At 68.2% G+C, this 18,583-nt stretch carries 15 protein-coding genes; 4 read left to right on the plus strand and 11 right to left on the minus strand.

Translation table 11 applies throughout. The features are described 5' to 3' along the window. Nucleotides 1-213 precede the first annotated feature (213 nt). Complete coding sequence (locus ABZ348_RS06280; protein ID WP_358930431.1) at nt 214-861, plus strand: DedA family protein; 648 nt, start codon at nt 214-216, stop codon at nt 859-861. A 92-nt stretch (nt 862-953) separates the two neighbouring features. Here the strand turns inward: ABZ348_RS06280 and ABZ348_RS06285 are convergent, their stop codons facing one another. From ABZ348_RS06285 to ABZ348_RS06295, 3 genes are all read right to left on the minus strand, one after another. Beyond that, on the minus strand, nt 954-1,781 hold the full coding sequence (locus ABZ348_RS06285) for an HAD family hydrolase (protein WP_358930433.1): 828 nt from the start codon (nt 1,779-1,781) through the stop codon (nt 954-956). A 74-nt stretch (nt 1,782-1,855) separates the two neighbouring features. Next, the gene (locus ABZ348_RS06290) at nt 1,856-4,369 is read right to left on the minus strand and encodes a phosphoribosyltransferase (RefSeq protein WP_358929920.1); all 2,514 of its coding nucleotides are present in this window, start codon (nt 4,367-4,369) and stop codon (nt 1,856-1,858) included. Nucleotides 4,370-4,577: 208 nt separating this feature from the next. After that, nucleotides 4,578-5,741: an HpcH/HpaI aldolase/citrate lyase family protein gene (locus tag ABZ348_RS06295; protein ID WP_358929921.1), complete on the minus strand. Its 1,164-nt coding sequence runs from the start codon at nt 5,739-5,741 to the stop codon at nt 4,578-4,580. Between the two features lie 327 nt (nt 5,742-6,068). On the opposite strand from ABZ348_RS06295, the gene ABZ348_RS06300 reads away from it, so the two are divergent. After that, nucleotides 6,069-6,806: a TerD family protein gene (locus ABZ348_RS06300; protein WP_358929923.1), complete on the plus strand. Its 738-nt coding sequence runs from the start codon at nt 6,069-6,071 to the stop codon at nt 6,804-6,806. 44 nt (nt 6,807-6,850) lie between these two features. Here the strand turns inward: ABZ348_RS06300 and ABZ348_RS06305 are convergent, their stop codons facing one another. From ABZ348_RS06305 to ABZ348_RS06330, 6 genes are all read right to left on the minus strand, one after another. Continuing rightward, complete coding sequence (locus ABZ348_RS06305; protein WP_358929925.1) at nt 6,851-7,582, minus strand: Tellurium resistance; 732 nt, start codon at nt 7,580-7,582, stop codon at nt 6,851-6,853. A gap of 168 nt (nt 7,583-7,750) precedes the next feature. Further along, nucleotides 7,751-8,881, minus strand: a complete 1,131-nt coding sequence (locus ABZ348_RS06310) for a DUF475 domain-containing protein (protein ID WP_358929927.1) — start codon at nt 8,879-8,881, stop codon at nt 7,751-7,753. 96 nt (nt 8,882-8,977) lie between these two features. Then, nucleotides 8,978-9,553 carry a TerD family protein gene (locus ABZ348_RS06315; RefSeq protein ID WP_358929929.1) on the minus strand — a complete coding sequence of 192 codons (576 nt, stop codon included), beginning with the start codon at nt 9,551-9,553 and terminating at the stop codon, nt 8,978-8,980. Nucleotides 9,554-9,935: 382 nt separating this feature from the next. Further along, complete coding sequence (locus tag ABZ348_RS06320) at nt 9,936-10,511, minus strand: TerD family protein (RefSeq protein ID WP_358929931.1); 576 nt, start codon at nt 10,509-10,511, stop codon at nt 9,936-9,938. A gap of 367 nt (nt 10,512-10,878) precedes the next feature. Beyond that, nucleotides 10,879-11,337 (minus strand): peroxiredoxin, encoded by a 459-nt coding sequence (locus ABZ348_RS06325; protein ID WP_358929933.1) that lies wholly within the window; start codon nt 11,335-11,337, stop codon nt 10,879-10,881. 179 nt (nt 11,338-11,516) lie between these two features. Beyond that, nucleotides 11,517-11,945 carry a DUF3052 domain-containing protein gene (locus ABZ348_RS06330; protein ID WP_358929935.1) on the minus strand — a complete coding sequence of 143 codons (429 nt, stop codon included), beginning with the start codon at nt 11,943-11,945 and terminating at the stop codon, nt 11,517-11,519. Nucleotides 11,946-12,436: 491 nt separating this feature from the next. Here ABZ348_RS06330 and aceE point away from each other — a divergent pair, with 491 nt between their 5' ends. Then, entirely contained in the window at nt 12,437-15,178 is a 2,742-nt protein-coding gene (gene aceE, locus ABZ348_RS06335) for a pyruvate dehydrogenase (acetyl-transferring), homodimeric type (protein WP_358929937.1), read from the plus strand. A gap of 151 nt (nt 15,179-15,329) precedes the next feature. Here aceE and ABZ348_RS06340 read toward each other — a convergent pair whose 3' ends face one another. After that, entirely contained in the window at nt 15,330-15,707 is a 378-nt protein-coding gene (locus ABZ348_RS06340) for a peptidase inhibitor family I36 protein (protein WP_358929939.1), read from the minus strand. A gap of 244 nt (nt 15,708-15,951) precedes the next feature. Beyond that, entirely contained in the window at nt 15,952-17,571 is a 1,620-nt protein-coding gene (locus tag ABZ348_RS06345; RefSeq protein ID WP_358929941.1) for an MFS transporter, read from the minus strand. 231 nt (nt 17,572-17,802) lie between these two features. Between ABZ348_RS06345 and ABZ348_RS06350 the strand changes: the two genes are divergently transcribed. After that, on the plus strand, nt 17,803-18,462 hold the full coding sequence (locus tag ABZ348_RS06350; RefSeq protein WP_358930435.1) for a TetR family transcriptional regulator: 660 nt from the start codon (nt 17,803-17,805) through the stop codon (nt 18,460-18,462). The last annotated feature ends 121 nt before the right edge of the window (nt 18,463-18,583 follow it).

Here is an 18,583-nt window from a genome sequence, read left to right on the forward strand (position 1 = left end):
CCTACGGTTCCGCAACGTACCGTTCTGCACCGATGCATACCGTCCCGCACCGATCACCACCGTTGCGATCGGTTGCCTGCACTGCCGCTCCCATGATCCGACGCGTCTTCCGGTCATGGTGTCCCGCACACTGGGGTAGACGCGCAGCACGGCCTGAAGCCCTCTTCAGACTCTCTTCAGCTGCGGTTTTCTAGCGTGGAGTGCATGGATCACATGATCGTTAGCAGTGCGGCGGGCTTGGAGAGCAGTGCTCCCGGCTGGGTCAACAGCATGATGGAGTCCCTCGGCGCGCCCGGGGCGGGCATCCTGATCGCCCTGGAGAACCTCTTTCCTCCGCTGCCCAGTGAGGTGATCCTCCCGCTGGCCGGTTTTGCCGCGAGCACGGGACACATGGGGTTGATCGCCGCCCTGTTGTGGACGACCGCGGGTTCGGTCGTCGGTGCACTCGCCCTGTACGGGATCGGGGCGCTGCTCGGCCGGGACCGTACGGTTCGCATCGCCGCGAAGCTGCCGCTGCTGAAGGTGTCGGACATCGAGCGGACGGAGGCGTGGTTCGCCCGGCACGGGGCGAAGGCGGTGTTCTTCGGCCGGATGATCCCCGTCTTCCGGTCGTTGATCTCGGTTCCGGCGGGTGTGGAGCGGATGCCGATTCCGCTCTTCCTGACGCTGACGACGCTGGGCAGTGCGATCTGGAATACGGCGTTCGTCCTCGCGGGCTATGCGCTGGGCGAGAACTGGGAAGAGGTCGCGGGTTACGTCTCCACCTACTCCAAGGTGGTGTTGATCGCCGCGGTGGTGGGCGTGCTGGCGTTCGTCGTGGTGCGTCTGATGAAGCCGGGCGCCGGCACGCGGCGCAAGTAGCGACCCGCACGGCCACGGTTATTACGTGCGCGTGGCGAACCGTCCGGTCGGTGCCGTCGGGCCTGGTGCAGGGCCCGACGGCACCGAAGGGCTCAGTCGGCCAGGAACCTCCGGACGATCTCCTCGCCCGCCAGCACTCCCGACTGGGCCAGCGCCTCCACATGGGGGGCGCTCCAGCCGGAGTCCGCGAGTTCACCGTGGCCGGGGCGCCAGCCGCGGTCGGCGGCCAGCAGCAGATCGGCGTCGAGCAGTGAGTCACCTGCCGCGAGCACCCGCTGGGCCCCGGTGCGGCGGGCCACCTCCCGCACTGCGGCGCTCTTGGTGAGCGGTTGCGGTACGGCGTAGATCTTGCGGCCCTGGAGGGAGACGGCCCAGCCCCGGGGCCCGGCCCAGGCGGCGAGTTCCTTCATCCAGTCGGCGGGGAGCAGGTCGCGTTCGACGACGAGGTACGCGAAGAGGTCCTCGGCGATGCGTTCCTTGCGCAGCCAGGCCGGGTCGGAGGTCGCGATCAAGTGGGCGCGCACCTCGGCCAGGGGGATGCACTCATCGGCGAGCCGCGCGGCCACCTGCCGCTGCCAGTCGGGGTCGGAGACCCCGTCGACGAGGATGTGGCCGCCGTTGGCGCAGATCGCGTACCGGGGAGTGGGGATGGGGAGGCGGACGCGTTCGTACTGGGCGCGGGTGCGCGTGGTGGCGGGTACAAGGTCGGTCTCGTCGGCCAACTGCGCCATGAGCCCGGCGGCCGTCTCGGTGAGGTAGGACAGGGGCGAGCCCTGGTACACCTCCACGCACAGCAGTCGGGGGGCCTCGGCGTCGGGCATGGTGAGGTGCAGGGCCCGCGGCGAGTAGATCAGGGTGCGGTCGAGGTCGCTGGCGACCAGTGTCCGCCCGCTGCTCGACCCGCCGGCCGTTGCGCTCATGAGCTCGCTGCCGGGAGCCGGGGTGGTGGTGTGCGCCGTCCCCGGGGTGGTCGCCGGTGTGGGTTCGGATCCGCTCACAGGGAGGTCACCGCCTTGCCGTCGGCCCCGGTCGCACCGCGTGTGTAGCGGGGGTGGATGAGCCCCACACAGCTGTACGGGAGCTCGTCGACCTCCTCCACGGGTACGCCGCGCTGCTCCGCGAGGAGCCGGATGTGGTCGAGGTCGGCACCGACACCGGCCCGGGCGAGGATCTTCCAGGGGACGCGCCGCAGCAGGACGCGGGTGGTTTCGCCGACGCCCGGCTTCACCAGGTTCACATCGTGGATCCCGTACTCCTCGCTGATCCGCTCGACGGCCGCCCAACCCTCCCAGGTGGGTGCCCTTTCCATCGTCAGCAGCTCCTTGACCTCGCCGTCCACGGGGCCCGCCACCTCGTCGAAGCGGGCGGCGACGGTGTCCAGGAAGTGCTGGGACAGATCGGCGTCGGCCAACTCCCGGTAGAACTTGGCGCCGTGGTAGTCGTCGGCGCCGACCAGGTCGGGCCGCAGGACCGTACGGGATATCAGCCCGGAGACGGTCGAGTTCAGACAGGCCGACGGAATGAGGAAGTCCGCGCGGGTGCCGTAGGTGCGGACGCAACCGCCGGGGTCGGCGAGCACGGCGATCTCGGGGTTGAAGCCGTCGAACTGCGCCACCGCATCGGCCAGTTCGCGGGTGATCGCGCCCTTGCCGGTCCAGCCGTCGACGAACACCACCGAGGCCGGGTCGTGACGGTCGGCGAGCCAGCGCAGCGCATTGGCGTCGATGCCCCGGCCGCGGACGATGGAGACGGCGTAGTGCGGCAGGTCGATCCCGTGCCGCCACTGCGCCCAGCGGCGCATCAACACCCCGATCGGCGTGCCGGCCCGCGCCAGGGAGACCAGGACGGGACGGTCCGTCACGGCGGCCCGCTCGGCGAGCACGGTTTCGGTGACGACCCCGACGGCCTGCGCGATGCGGGCCGCCGAGCCCTCCAGTGCTTGGTGGAAGAGCTGCTGGTACTCGGCCGACGGCTGGTACTCGACGGGCAGCGACTCGGCGTAGTGGGCGCCGCCGTGCTGGATCGCCTCCTCGCGCTCCTCGGTGGGCGCTTCGAGCTGTACGTCCGAGAGGTCCTGGAGCAGCCAGCCGACGTCCTCGGGGGCGTACGAGGAGAAGGCGGGGCCGCGCAGGGGCTCGGCCAGGGCCGAGGAGGGAGGCTCGGGCGCCATGGTCGCCCCTTCGGGTCGATGGCTGGGGATGACTGCCAGCAGCACCCGCGGAGTGTGGGCGGCGAGCTGGTCGAGGAGGCCGCCGGGGGCGTGGAGCGCCGGGGTGTCGGCGGCCGAGTCGACCACGGCGACGACGGCGTCGAAGCCGGCGCCCGCCACGTTGTAGGCGTAGCGCTCGCCCGGCCCGTCGGCGGGGTCGTCGTGGGCGGGGAAGACGAGCCGGGTGCGTATGGCGTAGCCGGGGTCGTCGACGGCGAGCACCGGTGACCGGGTGGTGGTGGAGTAGCGCACCTCGGCGGTGACGAGCTGCTCCAGGGCCGTGCCGAGGCGCAGGGGTGCGTACATCAGCTCCTCGAAGCCGAGGACGAGCACCCGTCGGCGTGCGTCCTCGGTCGCGTCGGGGCCGTTGGGTATGGAGCCCGGGGTCGCCCTCTCCAGGTCCAGTGCGGTGGCGATGTCGTCGGCCATCGCGGGCAGGGCGGCCTCCAGGCGGGCGCGGTGCTCGGGTGAGAAGCCATGGCGTCCGCCGTCGGGGAGGCCGTGGGGCCAGCCGAGGTCCACCCGGGTGGTTCGGGAGGCGGTGGTGAGGGCTTCGCCGTCCTCGGGCCGGCCACTGCTCTCACCCGGAACCTGTGTGCCGTGGGTGTGCTCGTCGACCAGGGCCTGCCCCTTGGCCAGGACGTCGGCGGGTAGTCCCACCGTGCCCGCGGCCAGGGTCACCAGGTCGACGCGGGCGTCGAGCTCGGCCGCCAGGGACGCCAACCGTCCCCGGTCGGCCGGCGAGCGCAGATCCACCAGTGCCACCACGACATAGCGGTCCCGGGGATAGCGCTCGTGGAGTGCGCGGATGGTGTTCAGCACGGTGTTGCCGGTGGAGAACTCGTCGTCCACCAGCACCAGCGGACCGCTCCCCGCGAGCAGTGCGGGATCTTCGGGGAGCAGGAGGTGCGAGGTGGCGTGGGAGTGAGACTCCTCGAATCCGCCCGCCCTGGCCACGCCCGCGACCGGGCGCCGGGTGGAGTGCAGATAGGGGGCGAGGGCCAGGCCGTCGGCCACCGAGTGGCCGAGGGCCGTCGCCGTCTCCGCATAGCCGAGGACGACCGCGCGGGCCGCGTCCTCGTCGCCCAGCAGTGCCCGTACGCGTACGCCCAGGTCACGGCCGGCCGCATGGACCACCGCGGGTGACTGGGGCACATGTTTGCCCAGCACGTTCGACACCAGCAGATGGGCCCTCTTGGGGTTGCGGCGCAGGGCCATCCCCAGCAGGGCGGGCAACTGCGGATCGCCTTCGAGCGTCACGCCGAGTCGCTGGGCGACCCATGATCCTGACCACTCCACGTCGACCGTCTCTCTCCCTCTGGTGCTCTCCGTCGCCGTCGTCGCGCTCTGCGCATTCCGAGCGGCGTTCGCGGTGTTTGCAGCCTTCGCTGTCATCCCGGCCTTCGCTGTCGTCACGATCTGTGCGGGCGGTACGGCCCCGAGGAGGCTACGGCCCCGGCGGACCGAATGGCCTTCGCGGACCGCGTGGAGGGTGCGGTGGCCGCCCTCAAGCGGAGTGCCCCGCCGTCAGGAGCTCCACGAAGCCGATGTCCTCCCGGGCCACGCCGAACACCTTCGCCCGCAGGAGGGTCCGCTCGGCCCACGCCCGATGGGGCTTCACTTCGTTCATCTTGTTCGTGTACGCGGAACGCAGCACCCCGCCACCCTCGCGCTCGGGACGCAGGATGTCCTGGGCGTCGCTGAACTCCTCGTGGCTGACCACGGAAAGCGCGTGTACGGGGACCACGTGCGAGGGGTGGATACAGGTCTTGCCCGTCAGACCATTGGCCCGGTCGAGTTCGATCTCGCGCAGAAGTCCATCCAGATCGTGCCGAATAAGAGCGGTACGCAGCTCATCTGCGCGCCCTTCCATAAAGGGGCTGCGTCGGAGTTGCGGTTTGAACATGCGCTCCTGGACCCGGAAGTACTCCCATACCGGGCCGGTCACCGTGTATCCCGTGCCGTCCGCGCGGCCGAGGACATTCACCACGTCCGCGATGACCGAAGCCACGATCTTGACGTCGTACGCCGTCATATCGGGGCTGCGCCGCAGGCCGTAGGCGGAGCAGAAATCGGTGACGCCGAGCCGTAGCGCGAGCACCCGGTCACGGTATTTGTCGACCGTGCGGGAGATGCCGGCGAGCGTCTCTCCCCGTGACTCCAGGTGGAGTAGTTCCGGGGATTCCAGGACGGGCATCGCGAAGAGGCGTCGCCCGGTCGCGGCCTCGGCCGCCGTGAGCGCTTCGAGGAAGGGGACCCCGCGCTCCTCGGTGAATTTGGGCAGCACGAATCCCGATAGGAGCCGGATCGATTCTCCTAGTCGAGTGGCCAGGTCAGGGATCTGTCGGGGATCACGGACCCGGATGAAGAGGAGGGGTAGTTCAGCACCGCGCGCATGGAGGTCGGCGAAGTGGTGGACGAGATTCTCCTCGGCGTCCGCCACCTCGCAGTCGTCAATGGAATCCTCCAGGCAGAGCACCATGGAGACCACTCCGCGCGCCACCTGCTTGGTGATGTCGTCGGCGAGGGTGGGACGGGTGGCCGGGCTGTAGAGCGTGGCGCCCAAGGCCACCGCGAGCGTACGGGCGGAGGAGTCGGCGGTGAAATCGCACGGCTCCTGATGGAACAGACGCTCACGCACTGCGAGCGAAAGCTGCCCGAAATGACGCATGAAACTCCCCCGTACTGCTTGGCGGCTCACCGGACTGGTATGGCCGGTAATAGTACGTACGAAAGTGGCTCAAGAGTTCCCCGGGCCCATGAATTCCAGGTATCCCACATGCACCATGCATCTGTCATTCCGAACGGTCCCGCACGGCTACCCACCGGGCCGTACGGAGCGCCCGAGCAGACCGCTCGGGACATCCCCTTCGGGTGCCCCGCCCGGCGACTTCCACCGGTCGTCGCGAGCCCTCCCCTGCCCGGAACTGCCACTTCCGCACGGACGGCCGTACGCTCGCGTTGTCCGGGCGGCCCCTGAGAAGGCAGGATGACCGGCATGACGCACGCGATGCTGAAGGGCTCGAACGTCCCCCTCGATGCGATGGCCGTACGCGCCGTGCTGCGCTGGACACCGGGTGTCGGCGTACCGGACGTGGATGCCTCGGCCCTGCTGCTCGGCCCTGACGCCCGGGTGCGCTCCGACGAGGACTTCGTCTTCTACAACCAGCCGCGCCACCCTTCCGGTCTGGTGCGGAGGCTGTCGAAGAAGCGCGTCGCCGATCATCTGACGGACACCGTGGAGGCCGATCTCTCCGCGTTGGAGCCCTCCGTGGATCAGGTGGTCCTGGCCGCGTCCTCCGACGGCGACACCTTCCAGCACGTGCGCGACCTGCGGATACTGCTGTACGACGCGGCCCTCACCGATGCCGAGCCGCTGGCCGTCTTCGACGTGCTGCCCGAGACGGGCGCCGAGACCGCCATCATCTGCGGCGAGTTGTACCGCCGCGGCGACGGATGGAAGTTCCGTGCCGTGGGGCAGGGCTACCCGACCGGCCTGGTGGGGCTCGCGACCGATTTCGGCATCTCCGTGGACGACGGCGAAGGCTCCGGAGCCGCTGCGGCTGACGGCGGGGAGACGACGGCCATGACGGGTGCTCCCGCAGCGCCGGCCCGACCCACCGCGGACCCCGCTCCCGGGTACCAGCAGCAGGGGTACGGCTATCCACAGCCGGCCCTGGTGCCGGACCCGGACTTCCGGCTGCCGCCCATGGGCCCGCAGTTCGCCCGCCCCTGAACCACCCGCGCCCGTAGGACCCGACGACACGGCTCCGGTGCGGGTCAGACTCGCGACTTGTATCCGCGGCCCCACTGGAGGCCCCAGCCGTACAGTCGGTCCAGCTCCGCCTGAAAGCCGTAGACGAACTTCACTTCGCGGCGCACCACCAGTTCGCCCTTGGTGTTGTCGACCGAGAACACGGCGCAGGAGCGGGCCTCGGGCGCGCGTTCGTCGAGCTCGATCTCCACGCGGGGTCCACTGCTCGGGTAGAGGGTCACCTGGGCGTGCGTACGGTCGAAGGCGGGCGTCTGGTCGTAGATGTAGACGAAGAACAGCAGTCGTTTGATCTCGGCGTGATGGTCGAGGTTGACGTAGATGGTCTCGCCGGACCCGGAGCCGAACCGGTCGTCACCGCTGAGCTTGACGTAGGGCGCCTCGTTGGTGGAGCCGAAGAAGTTGCCCAGCGGCTGGACCACGCCCTTGCTGCCATCTGCCAACTCGTACAGACATCCGAGGTCGAGGTCTACGTTGACCATGCCCTGGGTGTGGGCCTGGACGACCTCGGGCTTGAAGAGTTTGAACGGGTGCCGCAGCAGGCTGTTCTGCTGTCTGCCCTCGATGTCGGACGTCCGCATCCGCCAGGAGAGGTTGACCCGCAGATGGCCGCTGGCCGCTCCCTGTTTGGTGAGCGACACCGATGGGCGGCGCCGGTTGAGTGAAATGGAGTTCGTCGCGGCATTGCCGGAGTCGAACTGCGTCGACCTGCTCTGCCACAGGTTGTCCCAGAAGGCCATGTCCCCGCCCCTCGTCCTTTCGTTGGACCCGCCCGACATGTCTCCCCGGCGCCGGTCGAGCGACGCTCGACCCCGCTCCCGCGCACGGTACGGGGCGGCTACGAGGCTCGCGCCTCGTAGCCGCCCCGCGAGAAGCGTTCCGCAATTCGTCCCCGGTCACACCCCCGCTCAGGAGTGTGACTCGGCCTTTTCGCCCAGGGCTTCCTGAGCGGCGACGGCTCGATTGCGCCGGAGCGACGACACGAAGGACCAGCCGATCAGGGCGACACCGATGAGACCGGTGATCAGCTCGTGGATCTCGTACTGGATGGTGATCAGGAGGATGATCGCCAGCGCACCGATCGCATAGTGGGCGCCGTGCTCCAAGTACACGTACTCGTCCAGCGTTCCCTGACGCACCAGGTAGACCGTGAGCGAACGGACGTACATGGCGCCGATACCGAGGCCGAGGGCCATCAGCACGATGTCATTGGTGATGGCGAACGCGCCGATGACTCCGTCGAAGGAGAACGACGCGTCCAGGACCTCCAGGTACATGAACATGAAGAACGCGGCCTTGCCGCCAACGGCGACCGCGGTGACCTTCTTGCCGCTCTTGCGGGCCTTCTCCTCCTCCTCGTGTTCACGTTCCTCCTCCTCTTCGAGCTTGTTCTCGAAGAAGCTGGAGAGTCCGGCGACGATCAGATAGGTGATCAGACCGGCGACACCGGAGAGCAGGACCGTCTCGGCCTTGTTCGCATGGCCACCGCCGTGCTGATGGGCGTTGACGGCGAACGTCATGGCACTGATCATCAAAACGATCAAGGCGATGCAGACCGAGAGCGCCTCGACCTTGCCGAGCTTGGCGAGCGGGCGCTCCAGCCAGGTCAGCCACTTGATCTCCCGCTCTTCGAAGATGAAGTTGAGGAAGATCATCAGAAGGAACATGCCACCGAAGGCGGCGATCGACGGGTGGGCGTCGGTCACCAGTTCCTCGTACTTGTCCTTGTCGTTGAGGGCTAGTTCGACCGCCTCGATGGGGCCGAGCTGAGCACTGACAGCGACGATGACGACGGGAAACACCAAGCGCATGCCGAACACGGCGATGAGAATGCCGATCGTGAGGAAGATCTTCTGCCAGAAGGCATTCATCTTCTTCAGGATGCCGGCGTTGACCACCGCGTTGTCGAACGACAGCGAGATCTCAAGGATGGACAGGATCGCCACGATCCCGAACGCGGTCCACCCCCCGTAGAGCACCGCTGCGACCAAGCCGAGCGCGGTGACCGCGAACGACCAGCCGAAGGTTTTCAGAACCACTGGCACCCAATCGTTTAGGTGGGGGTACCCCCGGACAGGGCCCGGGGGAATGGCGCCCACGCACCAAGGACAGTTCTCCGCTCAACGTGCGGAGCTTTACGAAACATTGACCCCGAAGTCTAGAGCGATGCCCCGCAGTCCCGACGCGTACCCCTGGCCGACAGCACGGAACTTCCACTCCACGCCATATCGGTACAGCTCACCGAAGATCATTGCGGTCTCGGTCGAAGCGTCCTCACTCAGGTCGTAACGCGCCAACTCCTGGCCGTCCGCCTGGTTGACCACCCGGATAAAGGCATTGCTGACCTGGCCGAAAGATTGGCCACGGTTGTCCGCGTCATGGATGGAAACCGGAAAGACGATCTTGTCGACCGTCTGCGGCACCTTGGTGAGGTCCACGATCAGGGACTCGTCGTCGCCGTCGCCGACGCCAGTGAGGTTGTCCCCGGTGTGCTCGACGGAGCCTTCGGGGCTCTTGAGGTTGTTGTAGAAGACGAAGTAGTCGTCGCCCAGGACGCGACCGGCCCCGCAGAGCAGTGCGCTCGCGTCGAGGTCGAAGTCCGCTCCGGTGGTGGAGCGCGCGTCCCAGCCCAGTCCCACCAACACGTGCGTGAGATTGGGTGCGGCCTTGGAGAGGGAGACGTTGCCTCCCTTGGCGAGCGTGACGCCCATGATGTGATCCTCCCCAGTCGATCGTTGTGGCTGTCCGGGCACCGTCCGCCCCGGAATCCACCCTCGGCGTGCTTGCACGGGCACGCCACCCCGTTCGTACGGCGTCGGCTGACGCCGTGCGTCCACCCCCCACCCGACGCCTGCGACCCCATTCCGCTCTGCGGTCGTCGAGCCCTCGGGCACCCCGCGTTCACACGGGGGCACAGCACGCGCATCCATCACGGACTCACGGCGGAACGGCTCCGCACCCGTGCGGACCGGCGCCGAGGCGGACCGGACCCACTGGCACAGACATGCCCTGATCACACCGCGCCATGCCCGCGGGAACAGGCACGTCCGGCGCCGCACCGGAGGGTGCGGCGCCGGACGGAGTTCGAGCTGCTCAGACGTTGACGCCGAAGTCCTGCGCGATACCGCGCAGGCCGGAGGCGTAACCCTGGCCGATGGCACGGAACTTCCACTCGGCGCCGTTGCGGTACAGCTCGCCGAAGACCATGGCCGTCTCGGTCGAGGCGTCCTCGCTCAGGTCGTAGCGGGCCAGCTCGTTGTTGTCCGCCTGGTTGACCACGCGGATGAACGCGTTGCGCACCTGGCCGAACGACTGCTGGCGGCTCTCGGCCTCGTAGATCGAGACCGGGAAGACGATCTTGTCGACGTCGGCCGGGACCGATGCCAGATTGATCTTGATCTGCTCGTCGTCGCCCTCGCCCTCACCCGTGAGGTTGTCACCGGTGTGCTCGACGGAGCCGTCGGCGCTCTTGAGGTTGTTGAAGAAGACGAAGTTGCCGTCGCTGGTGACCTTGCCCTCGGCGTTCGTCAGCAGGGCGCTGGCATCCAGGTCGAAGTCCGTGCCGGTGGTGGTACGGATGTCCCAGCCCAGGCCCACCGTGACGGCGGTGAGGCCGGGCGCGGCCTTGGTCAGCGAGACGTTGCCGCCCTTGCTGAGGCTGACTCCCACGAGTCCCTCCATTGGTTTTCAGGGGCAGCGCCCCCGTCGTGCGTTCGTGTCGGATCAACGATCCGATCCTAGTGACCGGTTCCCGCGCAAGACAGGGTTTGGCGCGGGAGGTCGCCCGTTGCATCCCGGTTGCGTACCGGTTGCGCGGACACACCGGACGGCGGTGGCTGTCCTGAATGCATCGGCGATCCCAGCGCCGGCCTGGAGCGCCGCTGGGGCCCGCAGGAGCGTCCGCGGCCCCTCGGGTGGGCACCGGGCGCACCACCGCGTTCATGGGCCGGGAGGGCGGCGGCCCCGGGATCCGGCCGGCCGCGGCGTGGTCACCGCGGCCGGCCGGACAGGGCGACAGGGCGACAGCCAAAGGCCGCTAGAGGGCCGCGAGGGCCTTGGTGTACTCGTTCAGGTCGCGGGCGTCCGGCAGGGCGTTGACGACGCTCCAGCGGACGACGCCCTCCTTGTCGATGACGAAGGTTCCGCGCACGGCGCAGCCCTTCTCCTCGTCGAAGACGCCGTACGCCCGGGACACCTCGCCGTGCGGCCAGAAGTCGGACAGCAGCGGGTACTCCAGGCCCTCCTGGTCGGCGAAGACGCGGAGGGTGTGGATCGAGTCGTTGGAGACGGCCAGCAGCTGGGTGTCGTCGTTGACGAACTTCGGCAGTTCATCGCGGAGCGCGCACAGCTCGCCCGTGCACACACCGGTGAAGGCGAAGGGGTAGAAGAGGAGCACCACGTTCTTCTCGCCGCGGAACTCGGCGAGGTTCACCGTGCGCCCGTGGTTGTCCTTCAGCTCGAATTCGGGTGCCTTGGTGCCGACGTCGATCGCCATGATGGGTGATTCCCTTCGCTGAGCCCGTTCGGGTGACGGGTCCACTCTAGGCGCGCGCCCAGAACCCCCGGGACACCGGTAGGCCCCCTTTGACCTGGGTCAAAGGGGGCCTACCGGTAGTTGGTGCCGATGCGCTCAGGGTGTGCCCGGTGCCTGGCCCGGGCCTGCTTGGGGGCCCCTCAGCGCTTCGCCTTGGGCGCCACCAGCCGGCTGCCGGACCAATCCTTGGCCACACTGATGCTCTTGGTCTGCGAGAGACCGGCAGTCTGCGCGGCATCGCTGATGTCGCTGGGCTCCACGTAGCCCTCCCGGCCCGTCTTCGGCGTCAGGAGCCAGATCAGGCCGCCTTCGTCGAGCAGGCCGATGGAGTCCACCAGCGTGTCCGTCAGGTCGCCGTCCTCATCGCGGAACCAGAGGACGACAGCGTCTGCGACGTCGTCGTACTCCTCGTCCACGAGGTCCTGGCCGATCACGGACTCGATGCCTTCACGGAGATCCTGGTCGGCGTCCTCGTCGTAGCCGATCTCCTGGACCACCTGTCCGGGCTCGAACCCCAGCCTTGCTGCTGGGTTGGTCCGCTCCTCCGCGTGGTCCGCGGTCGCGCTCACGGCTTGCCTCCTGATCATGTTCGGTAGATGCTGCGGCCTCGCGCGTACGCGTGGCGTTGGCCGTAGTCCACACGCGCCGGGCGGATCGCGCAAGTACCCGGCCGTTCAGACCGCCGAAACGGTGACGTTTACGTCCGTCTCGACGCAAGTCCACACACGTCCCACCAGAGTCCATCTGGGTCCGTCGGCCACGCGACACTCTTCGGCCGCGTTTGCCACCTTACGTCCCCCTGACACCCTCCCCGGAACCGAACACCCGAACTGAACGCGATCCCGGGATGGGCGTAAGGTTGCGATTTGACCCTACCTAGCCCACCTGGTGAGCAGTGCCCGGTCAGGGCGGAACGTCAGCGAGATCATGGGTTACCTCTCGGTAGAGATGACGTTTCCCGTCCCGCGGTACACGATGGAGGCGGTACGGCAGCGCTCCACGATCTCTGCAAACTCTGCCAGAAAACTCGGCTCACCACCCCGAACAGTGAAGGATCAGCGTGGCTTCCGGATCAGATCGCAACCCGATCATCATTGGCGGCCTTCCCAGTCAGGTCCCGGACTTCGATCCCGAAGAGACCCAGGAATGGCTGGACTCTCTCGACGCCGCCGTCGACGAGCGAGGCCGGGAACGGGCCCGCTATCTGATGCTCCGCCTCATCGAGCGCGCGCGCGAGAAGCGCGTGGCCGTGCCCGAGATGCGCAGCACGGACTATGTGAACACCATCGCCACCAAGGACGAGCCGTTCTTCCCCGGCCATGAGGAGATCGAGCGCAAGGTCCTGAACGCGACCCGCTGGAACGCCGCGGTGATGGTCTCCCGCGCCCAGCGGCCCGGGATCGGCGTCGGCGGCCACATCGCCACCTTCGCGTCCTCCGCCTCGCTCTACGACGTCGGCTTCAACCACTTCTTCCGGGGCAAGGACGAGGGCGACGGCGGCGACCAGATCTTCTTCCAGGGCCATGCCTCCCCCGGCATCTACGCCCGCGCCTTCCTCCTCGACCGGCTGAGCGAGACGCAGCTCGACGCCTTCCGTCAGGAGAAGTCGAAGTATCCGAACGGGCTCTCCAGCTACCCGCACCCGCGGCTGATGCCGGACTTCTGGGAGTTCCCGACGGTCTCGATGGGCCTCGGCCCCCTCGGCGCGATCTATCAGGCCCGGATGAACCGCTATATGCAGGCGCGGGGCATCGCGGACACCTCTCAGTCGCACGTGTGGGCGTTCCTCGGGGACGGCGAGATGGACGAGCCCGAGTCGCTCGGACAGCTCTCGATCGCCGCCCGTGAGGGCCTGGACAACCTCACCTTCGTCGTCAACTGCAACCTCCAGCGGCTCGACGGCCCCGTCCGCGGCAACGGCAAGATCATCCAGGAGCTGGAGTCGCAGTTCCGCGGCGCCGGCTGGAACGTGATCAAGCTGGTCTGGGACCGCTCCTGGGACCCGCTGCTGGCCCAGGACCGCGACGGCCTGCTGGTCAACAAGTTGAACACCACCCCCGACGGCCAGTTCCAGACGTACGCCACCGAGACCGGCGCATACATCCGAGAGCACTTCTTCGGCGGTGACCAGCGGCTGCGCGCCATGGTCGAGAACATGACCGATGAGCAGATCCTGCACCTCGGTCGCGGTGGCCACGACCACCGCAAGGTGTTCGCGGCGTTCGCGGCGGCCAAGGCCCACAAGGGCCAGCCGACCGTGATCCTGGCGCAGACCGTCAAGGGCTGGACCCTCGGTCCGAACTTCGAGGGCCGCAACGCCACCCACCAGATGAAGAAGCTCACGGTCGACGACCTCAAGGGCTTCCGGGACCGGCTGCACATCCCGATCCCGGACTCCGAGCTGGAAGGCGGCCTGCCGCCGTACTACCACCCGGGTCGCGACTCGGAGGAGATCCAGTACATGCACGACCGCCGCAAGGCGCTGGGCGGCTATGTGCCGACCCGCGTCGTGCGCGCGAAGCCCCTGGCCCTGCCGGAGGACAAGACGTACGCGGCCGTGCGCAAGGGTTCGGGGCAGCAGTCGATCGCCACCACCATGGCCTTCGTCCGCCTGCTGAAGGACCTGATGCGGGACAAGGAGATCGGCAAGCGGTTCGTGCTGATCGCCCCCGACGAGTACCGCACCTTCGGCATGGACTCCTTCTTCCCGAGCGCGAAGATCTACAACCCGCTGGGTCAGCAGTACGAGTCCGTGGACCGTGAGCTGCTGCTCGCCTACAAGGAGTCGCCGACCGGGCAGATGCTGCACGACGGCATCTCCGAGGCGGGCTGCACGGCCTCGCTGATCGCCGCCGGCTCCGCGTACGCCACGCACGGCGAGCCGCTGATCCCGGTGTACGTCTTCTACTCGATGTTCGGTTTCCAGCGCACCGGTGACCAGTTCTGGCAGATGGCCGACCAGTTGGCGCGTGGCTTCGTACTGGGTGCGACCGCCGGCCGCACGACTCTGACCGGCGAGGGGCTCCAGCACGCGGACGGCCATTCGCAGCTGCTGGCGTCCACCAACCCGGGCTGTGTGGCGTACGACCCGGCGTTCGGGTTCGAGATGGCCCACATCGTCAAGGACGGTCTGCGACGGATGTACGGAGGGACGCCCGAGGAGAACGAGGACGTCTTCTACTACCTGACCGTCTACAACGAGCCGATCCAGCACCCGGCCGAGCCCGAGAACGTGGATGTGGACGGCATCCTCAAGGGCGTCTACCGCTACAAGGCCGCCGAGCAGGGGCAGATCCCGGCGCAGATCCTGGCGTCCGGCGTGGCCGTGCCGTGGGCCGTCGAGGCCCAGCAGATCCTGGCCTCCGAGTGGAACGTGCGCGCCGACGTGTGGTCGGCGACGTCCTGGAACGAGCTGCGTCGCGAAGCGGTTTCGGTGGAGGAGTACAACCTCCTGCACCCGGAGGAGGAGCAGCGCGTGCCGTACGTCACACGCAAACTCTCCGCCGTAGAGGGTCCGTTCGTGGCCGTCTCCGACTGGATGCGTTCGGTACCCGACCAGATCTCGCGCTGGGTGCCCGGTACGTACGCCTCGCTGGGTGCGGACGGCTTCGGCTTCGCGGACACCCGCGGTGCGGCCCGTCGCTACTTCCACATCGACGCGCAGTCGATCGTGCTGGGCGTGCTGACCGAGTTGGCGCGCGAGGGCAAGGTGGACCGTTCGGTGCTGAAGCAGGCCGTGGACCGCTACCAGCTGCTGGACGTGGCGGCGGCCGACCCCGGTCCTGCGGGCGGCGACGCCTGACGGTCCGAGTGATGTGAACACGAGGGCGGTGGCCCCCGACGAGTCAGTCGGGGTGCCACCGCCCTCGTCGTTTGGTTCCCGGGGCCGGTGGGTCGAGAAGCGGCTTTCGTCGGAATCGGACCGCGAACCCGGCAGGACCCGGCCGAAGGGGCTAGCTCTCCCAGATCTTGAACGCCCTGACCCGGTAGGGCGACTGGGGCGACCAGGTCCCGGAGCCGGGATAGGTCTCGTACTCGCCCGTCTCCTGGCATTCGGTGGACTGGTACGTGGTGACCGGCCGCCCGGTGCGATTGGCGAGGGACTGCGCACTCACGCCGGCGCGCAGCGGGATGCAGCTCTCGATGTCCGTGTCGGACAGTTCATACAGATGCCGGGCGCCGCTGAAGCCGGCTCGCTCCCAGAGGCAGAGCGCCCCCGTGGGGCACTCCCCCAGCCGGGGTGCGGCCAGTGCCGGCCCGGATGGAGTGAGAGCCATGCTCAGGGCGGACAAGGTCAGCAGGGCCAACAGGGCGGTGGTGTGTCGTCGCATGGCGGTGAACCCCCGTGATCATATGAATCGGTCGACCGCACCCTGACCCACGGTCGAGGGAGGGCGACAGGGGCGGCGAGCGGGATCACCCTGATAGGCGAACAGCCCCACCGGGCTGACCCGGTGGGGCTGTTCGCTGTACGGGGTTGACGTCCGATGCGAAACCGAAGGGCCCGGACGGGCCGGCTGTCGTAGGTCTCGGACAGGGGTTGTCGAACGGCTCGGACGGAGATTGCCCAACGGCTCAGATGTGGGCCGCTCCGGCACCCGCCTCCGCGTTGGCGCCGCGCTTGGTGAGCAGCGCGACACCGATGGCCAGTGCGGAGATGGCGGCGGCGACGAGGCAGGCGAGGCCCATGCCGGACACGAACGTGTCGTGCGCGACCTCGGTGATCTTGGCGACCACCTCGGGCGGGGTGCCCTTGCCGACCGGGGGCACACCGACCTCGACGGCCTTCGCGGCCTGCTCCATCTGCTCGGCGGGCAGCGGCGGAAGCTTCGCGGCGGCCCAGTTGCCGGCGAGGTCACTGTTGACCTTGGCGGCCATGACCGCACCGAGCACCGCGGTGCCGAGGCTGCCGCCGATCTGCATGGCGGCCTGCTGGAGACCACCGGCGACGCCGGACAGCTCCATCGGGGCGTTGCCCACGATGACCTCGGTCGCACCGACCATAACGGGCGCGAGGCCCAGACCGAGCAGGGCGAACCAGATCGACATGGTCAGGCTGCTGGTGTCGGTCTCCAGGGTGGACATGCCGAACAGGGCGATCGTCGTGAAGGTCATGCCGCCCGCCAGCGGAATCCGCGGTCCGACCTTGGTGATCACCGCGCCGGCCAGCGGGGAGCCGACGATCATCATTCCGGTGAGCGGCAGCAGGTGCAGACCGCTGTCGACCGGGCTCATGCCGTGGACGTTCTGGAGGTAGAAGGTGACGAAGAACAGTCCGCCCATGAAGCCGATGGCCATGAGGACCATCAGCACCACACCGGCGGACAGGGGCACCGAGCGGAACAGCTTCAGCGGGATCAGCGGCTCGGCGACCTTGTTCTCCCAGAAGGCGAACAGGGCGAAGGCGACGACCGCGGCCACGATGAAGCCCCAGGTCTTGCCGTCGCCCCAGCCCCACTCGGCGGCCTTGATCAGTGCCCAGACGAGACAGAACATGCCGCCCGAGAGCAGCAGGATGCCGGGGACGTCGAAGGACTTGGGGGCGTTCTTCGCGCGGTGGTCCTTGAGGATCACCAGACCGAGGACGAGGGCGATGACGCCCACGGGGACGTTGATGAAGAACACGGACTGCCAACTGACGTGCTCGACCAGCAGACCGCCGACGATCGGGCCGCCCGCGGTGGACGCGCCGATCACCATGCCCCAGATGCCGATCGCCATGTTGAGCTTCTCGGCGGGGAAGGTCGCCCGCAGCAGACCGAGCGCGGCGGGCATCAGCAGGGCGCCGAACAGGCCCTGCGCCACGCGGAACGTCACGATCGAGACGATGCCTTCGGAGAGTCCGATCGCGGCCGACGAGGCGGCGAAGCCGACGATGCCGATGAGGAAGGTCTGGCGGTGGCCGAAGCGGTCACCCAACTTGCCGGCGGTGATCAGGGTGACGGCCAGGGCCAGGAAGTAGCCGTGGCTGATCCATTGGACGTCGGCCATCGTGGCGTTGAGGTCGGCGGCTATCGCGGGATTGGCGATGGCTACGATGGTGCCGTCCAGTGCGACCATCATCACGCCGATGGCCACTGCGAAGAGCGTCAGCCAAGGGTGGCCGCGAAGCCCTTTGGCCGGAGCCGCTACTGCGTCGCGTGGCCCCAGGGGGTCATCCTGCGGCGTCTTGTCGATGGTGGTCTGACTAGTCATGCGAGCGAGACTAGTGACAGCCTCTGACAGTTGACAAACCATTTCAGTAGTCGGTGACTGTCATCTCTCTCACAGGTACGCTGAAGTGATCGTTGGGGTCAACGGGCCGTGCACAAGCAGGGAAACGTCCGGTGAATTGTCCGGGCGGGTGTCCGGACAAAGCGTCCGGCGGGACTTCGGGGGAACCCCCGGTGGAAGAGACCATGAATTGAGGTCCGAGTGACGGGGCAGATGGCGGTCGAGCCCATGGCCGAGCCGACCGGACTGCGCGAGCGGAAGAAGCAGCTCACCCGTGATGCACTCGTACGTGCGTCGTTGGAGCTGTTCATCTCCCAGGGGTACGAGGAGACCACCGTCGACGAGATCGCGGACGCGGTCGACGTCTCGCAGCGGACCTTCTTCCGGTACTTCGCGAGCAAGGAAGAAGTGGCCTTCGCCCTGGAGGACCTGGTCAGCAACCGCTTCCGTGCGCTGTTGCGGGACCGCCCCGCCCATGAGGTGCCGTTCGAAGCCCTGCGGAACGCGGTCCTGTTGGGCTGGGACCACATCGAGGAGGCGCTCGGCCAGATCGTGCCGGCCGAGACCCACATCCGCGCCTACCTCATGATCGAGTCGACGCCCGCCCTGCTCGCCGCCCATCTGCGCCGCTCCACGGAGATGGAGGAGCAGGTCGCCCGGCTGATCGCCGAGCGCGAGGGGCTCGACGTCGACACCGACCCGCGCCCGCGGACCCTGGTGGCGGCCTTCAGTGCGGTGATGCGGGTGGCCGGACAGCTGTGGAGCCGTGGCGACGATCCGAGCAAGGACGCCTTGCGCGACCTCACCGCCGGATATCTGCTGCAACTGGGGCCCGCACTGGCCGAGGACTGGCACGGCGGTACCGGAGCATGAGGCCGTGCTCGACGGTCGTACGGTGAACTGACGCTCCATCGACGGTCGTGCAGTGATCTGACGCTCCTCGTCGTGGGCCGGCCGGGGCGAGCAACGACGGATGGTTCAGCCCGTTTCCGTC

Origin of the sequence: Streptomyces sp. NPDC005963, assembly GCF_040638655.1 — a bacterium.
Taxonomy (GTDB): Bacteria; Actinomycetota; Actinomycetes; order Streptomycetales; family Streptomycetaceae; genus Streptomyces.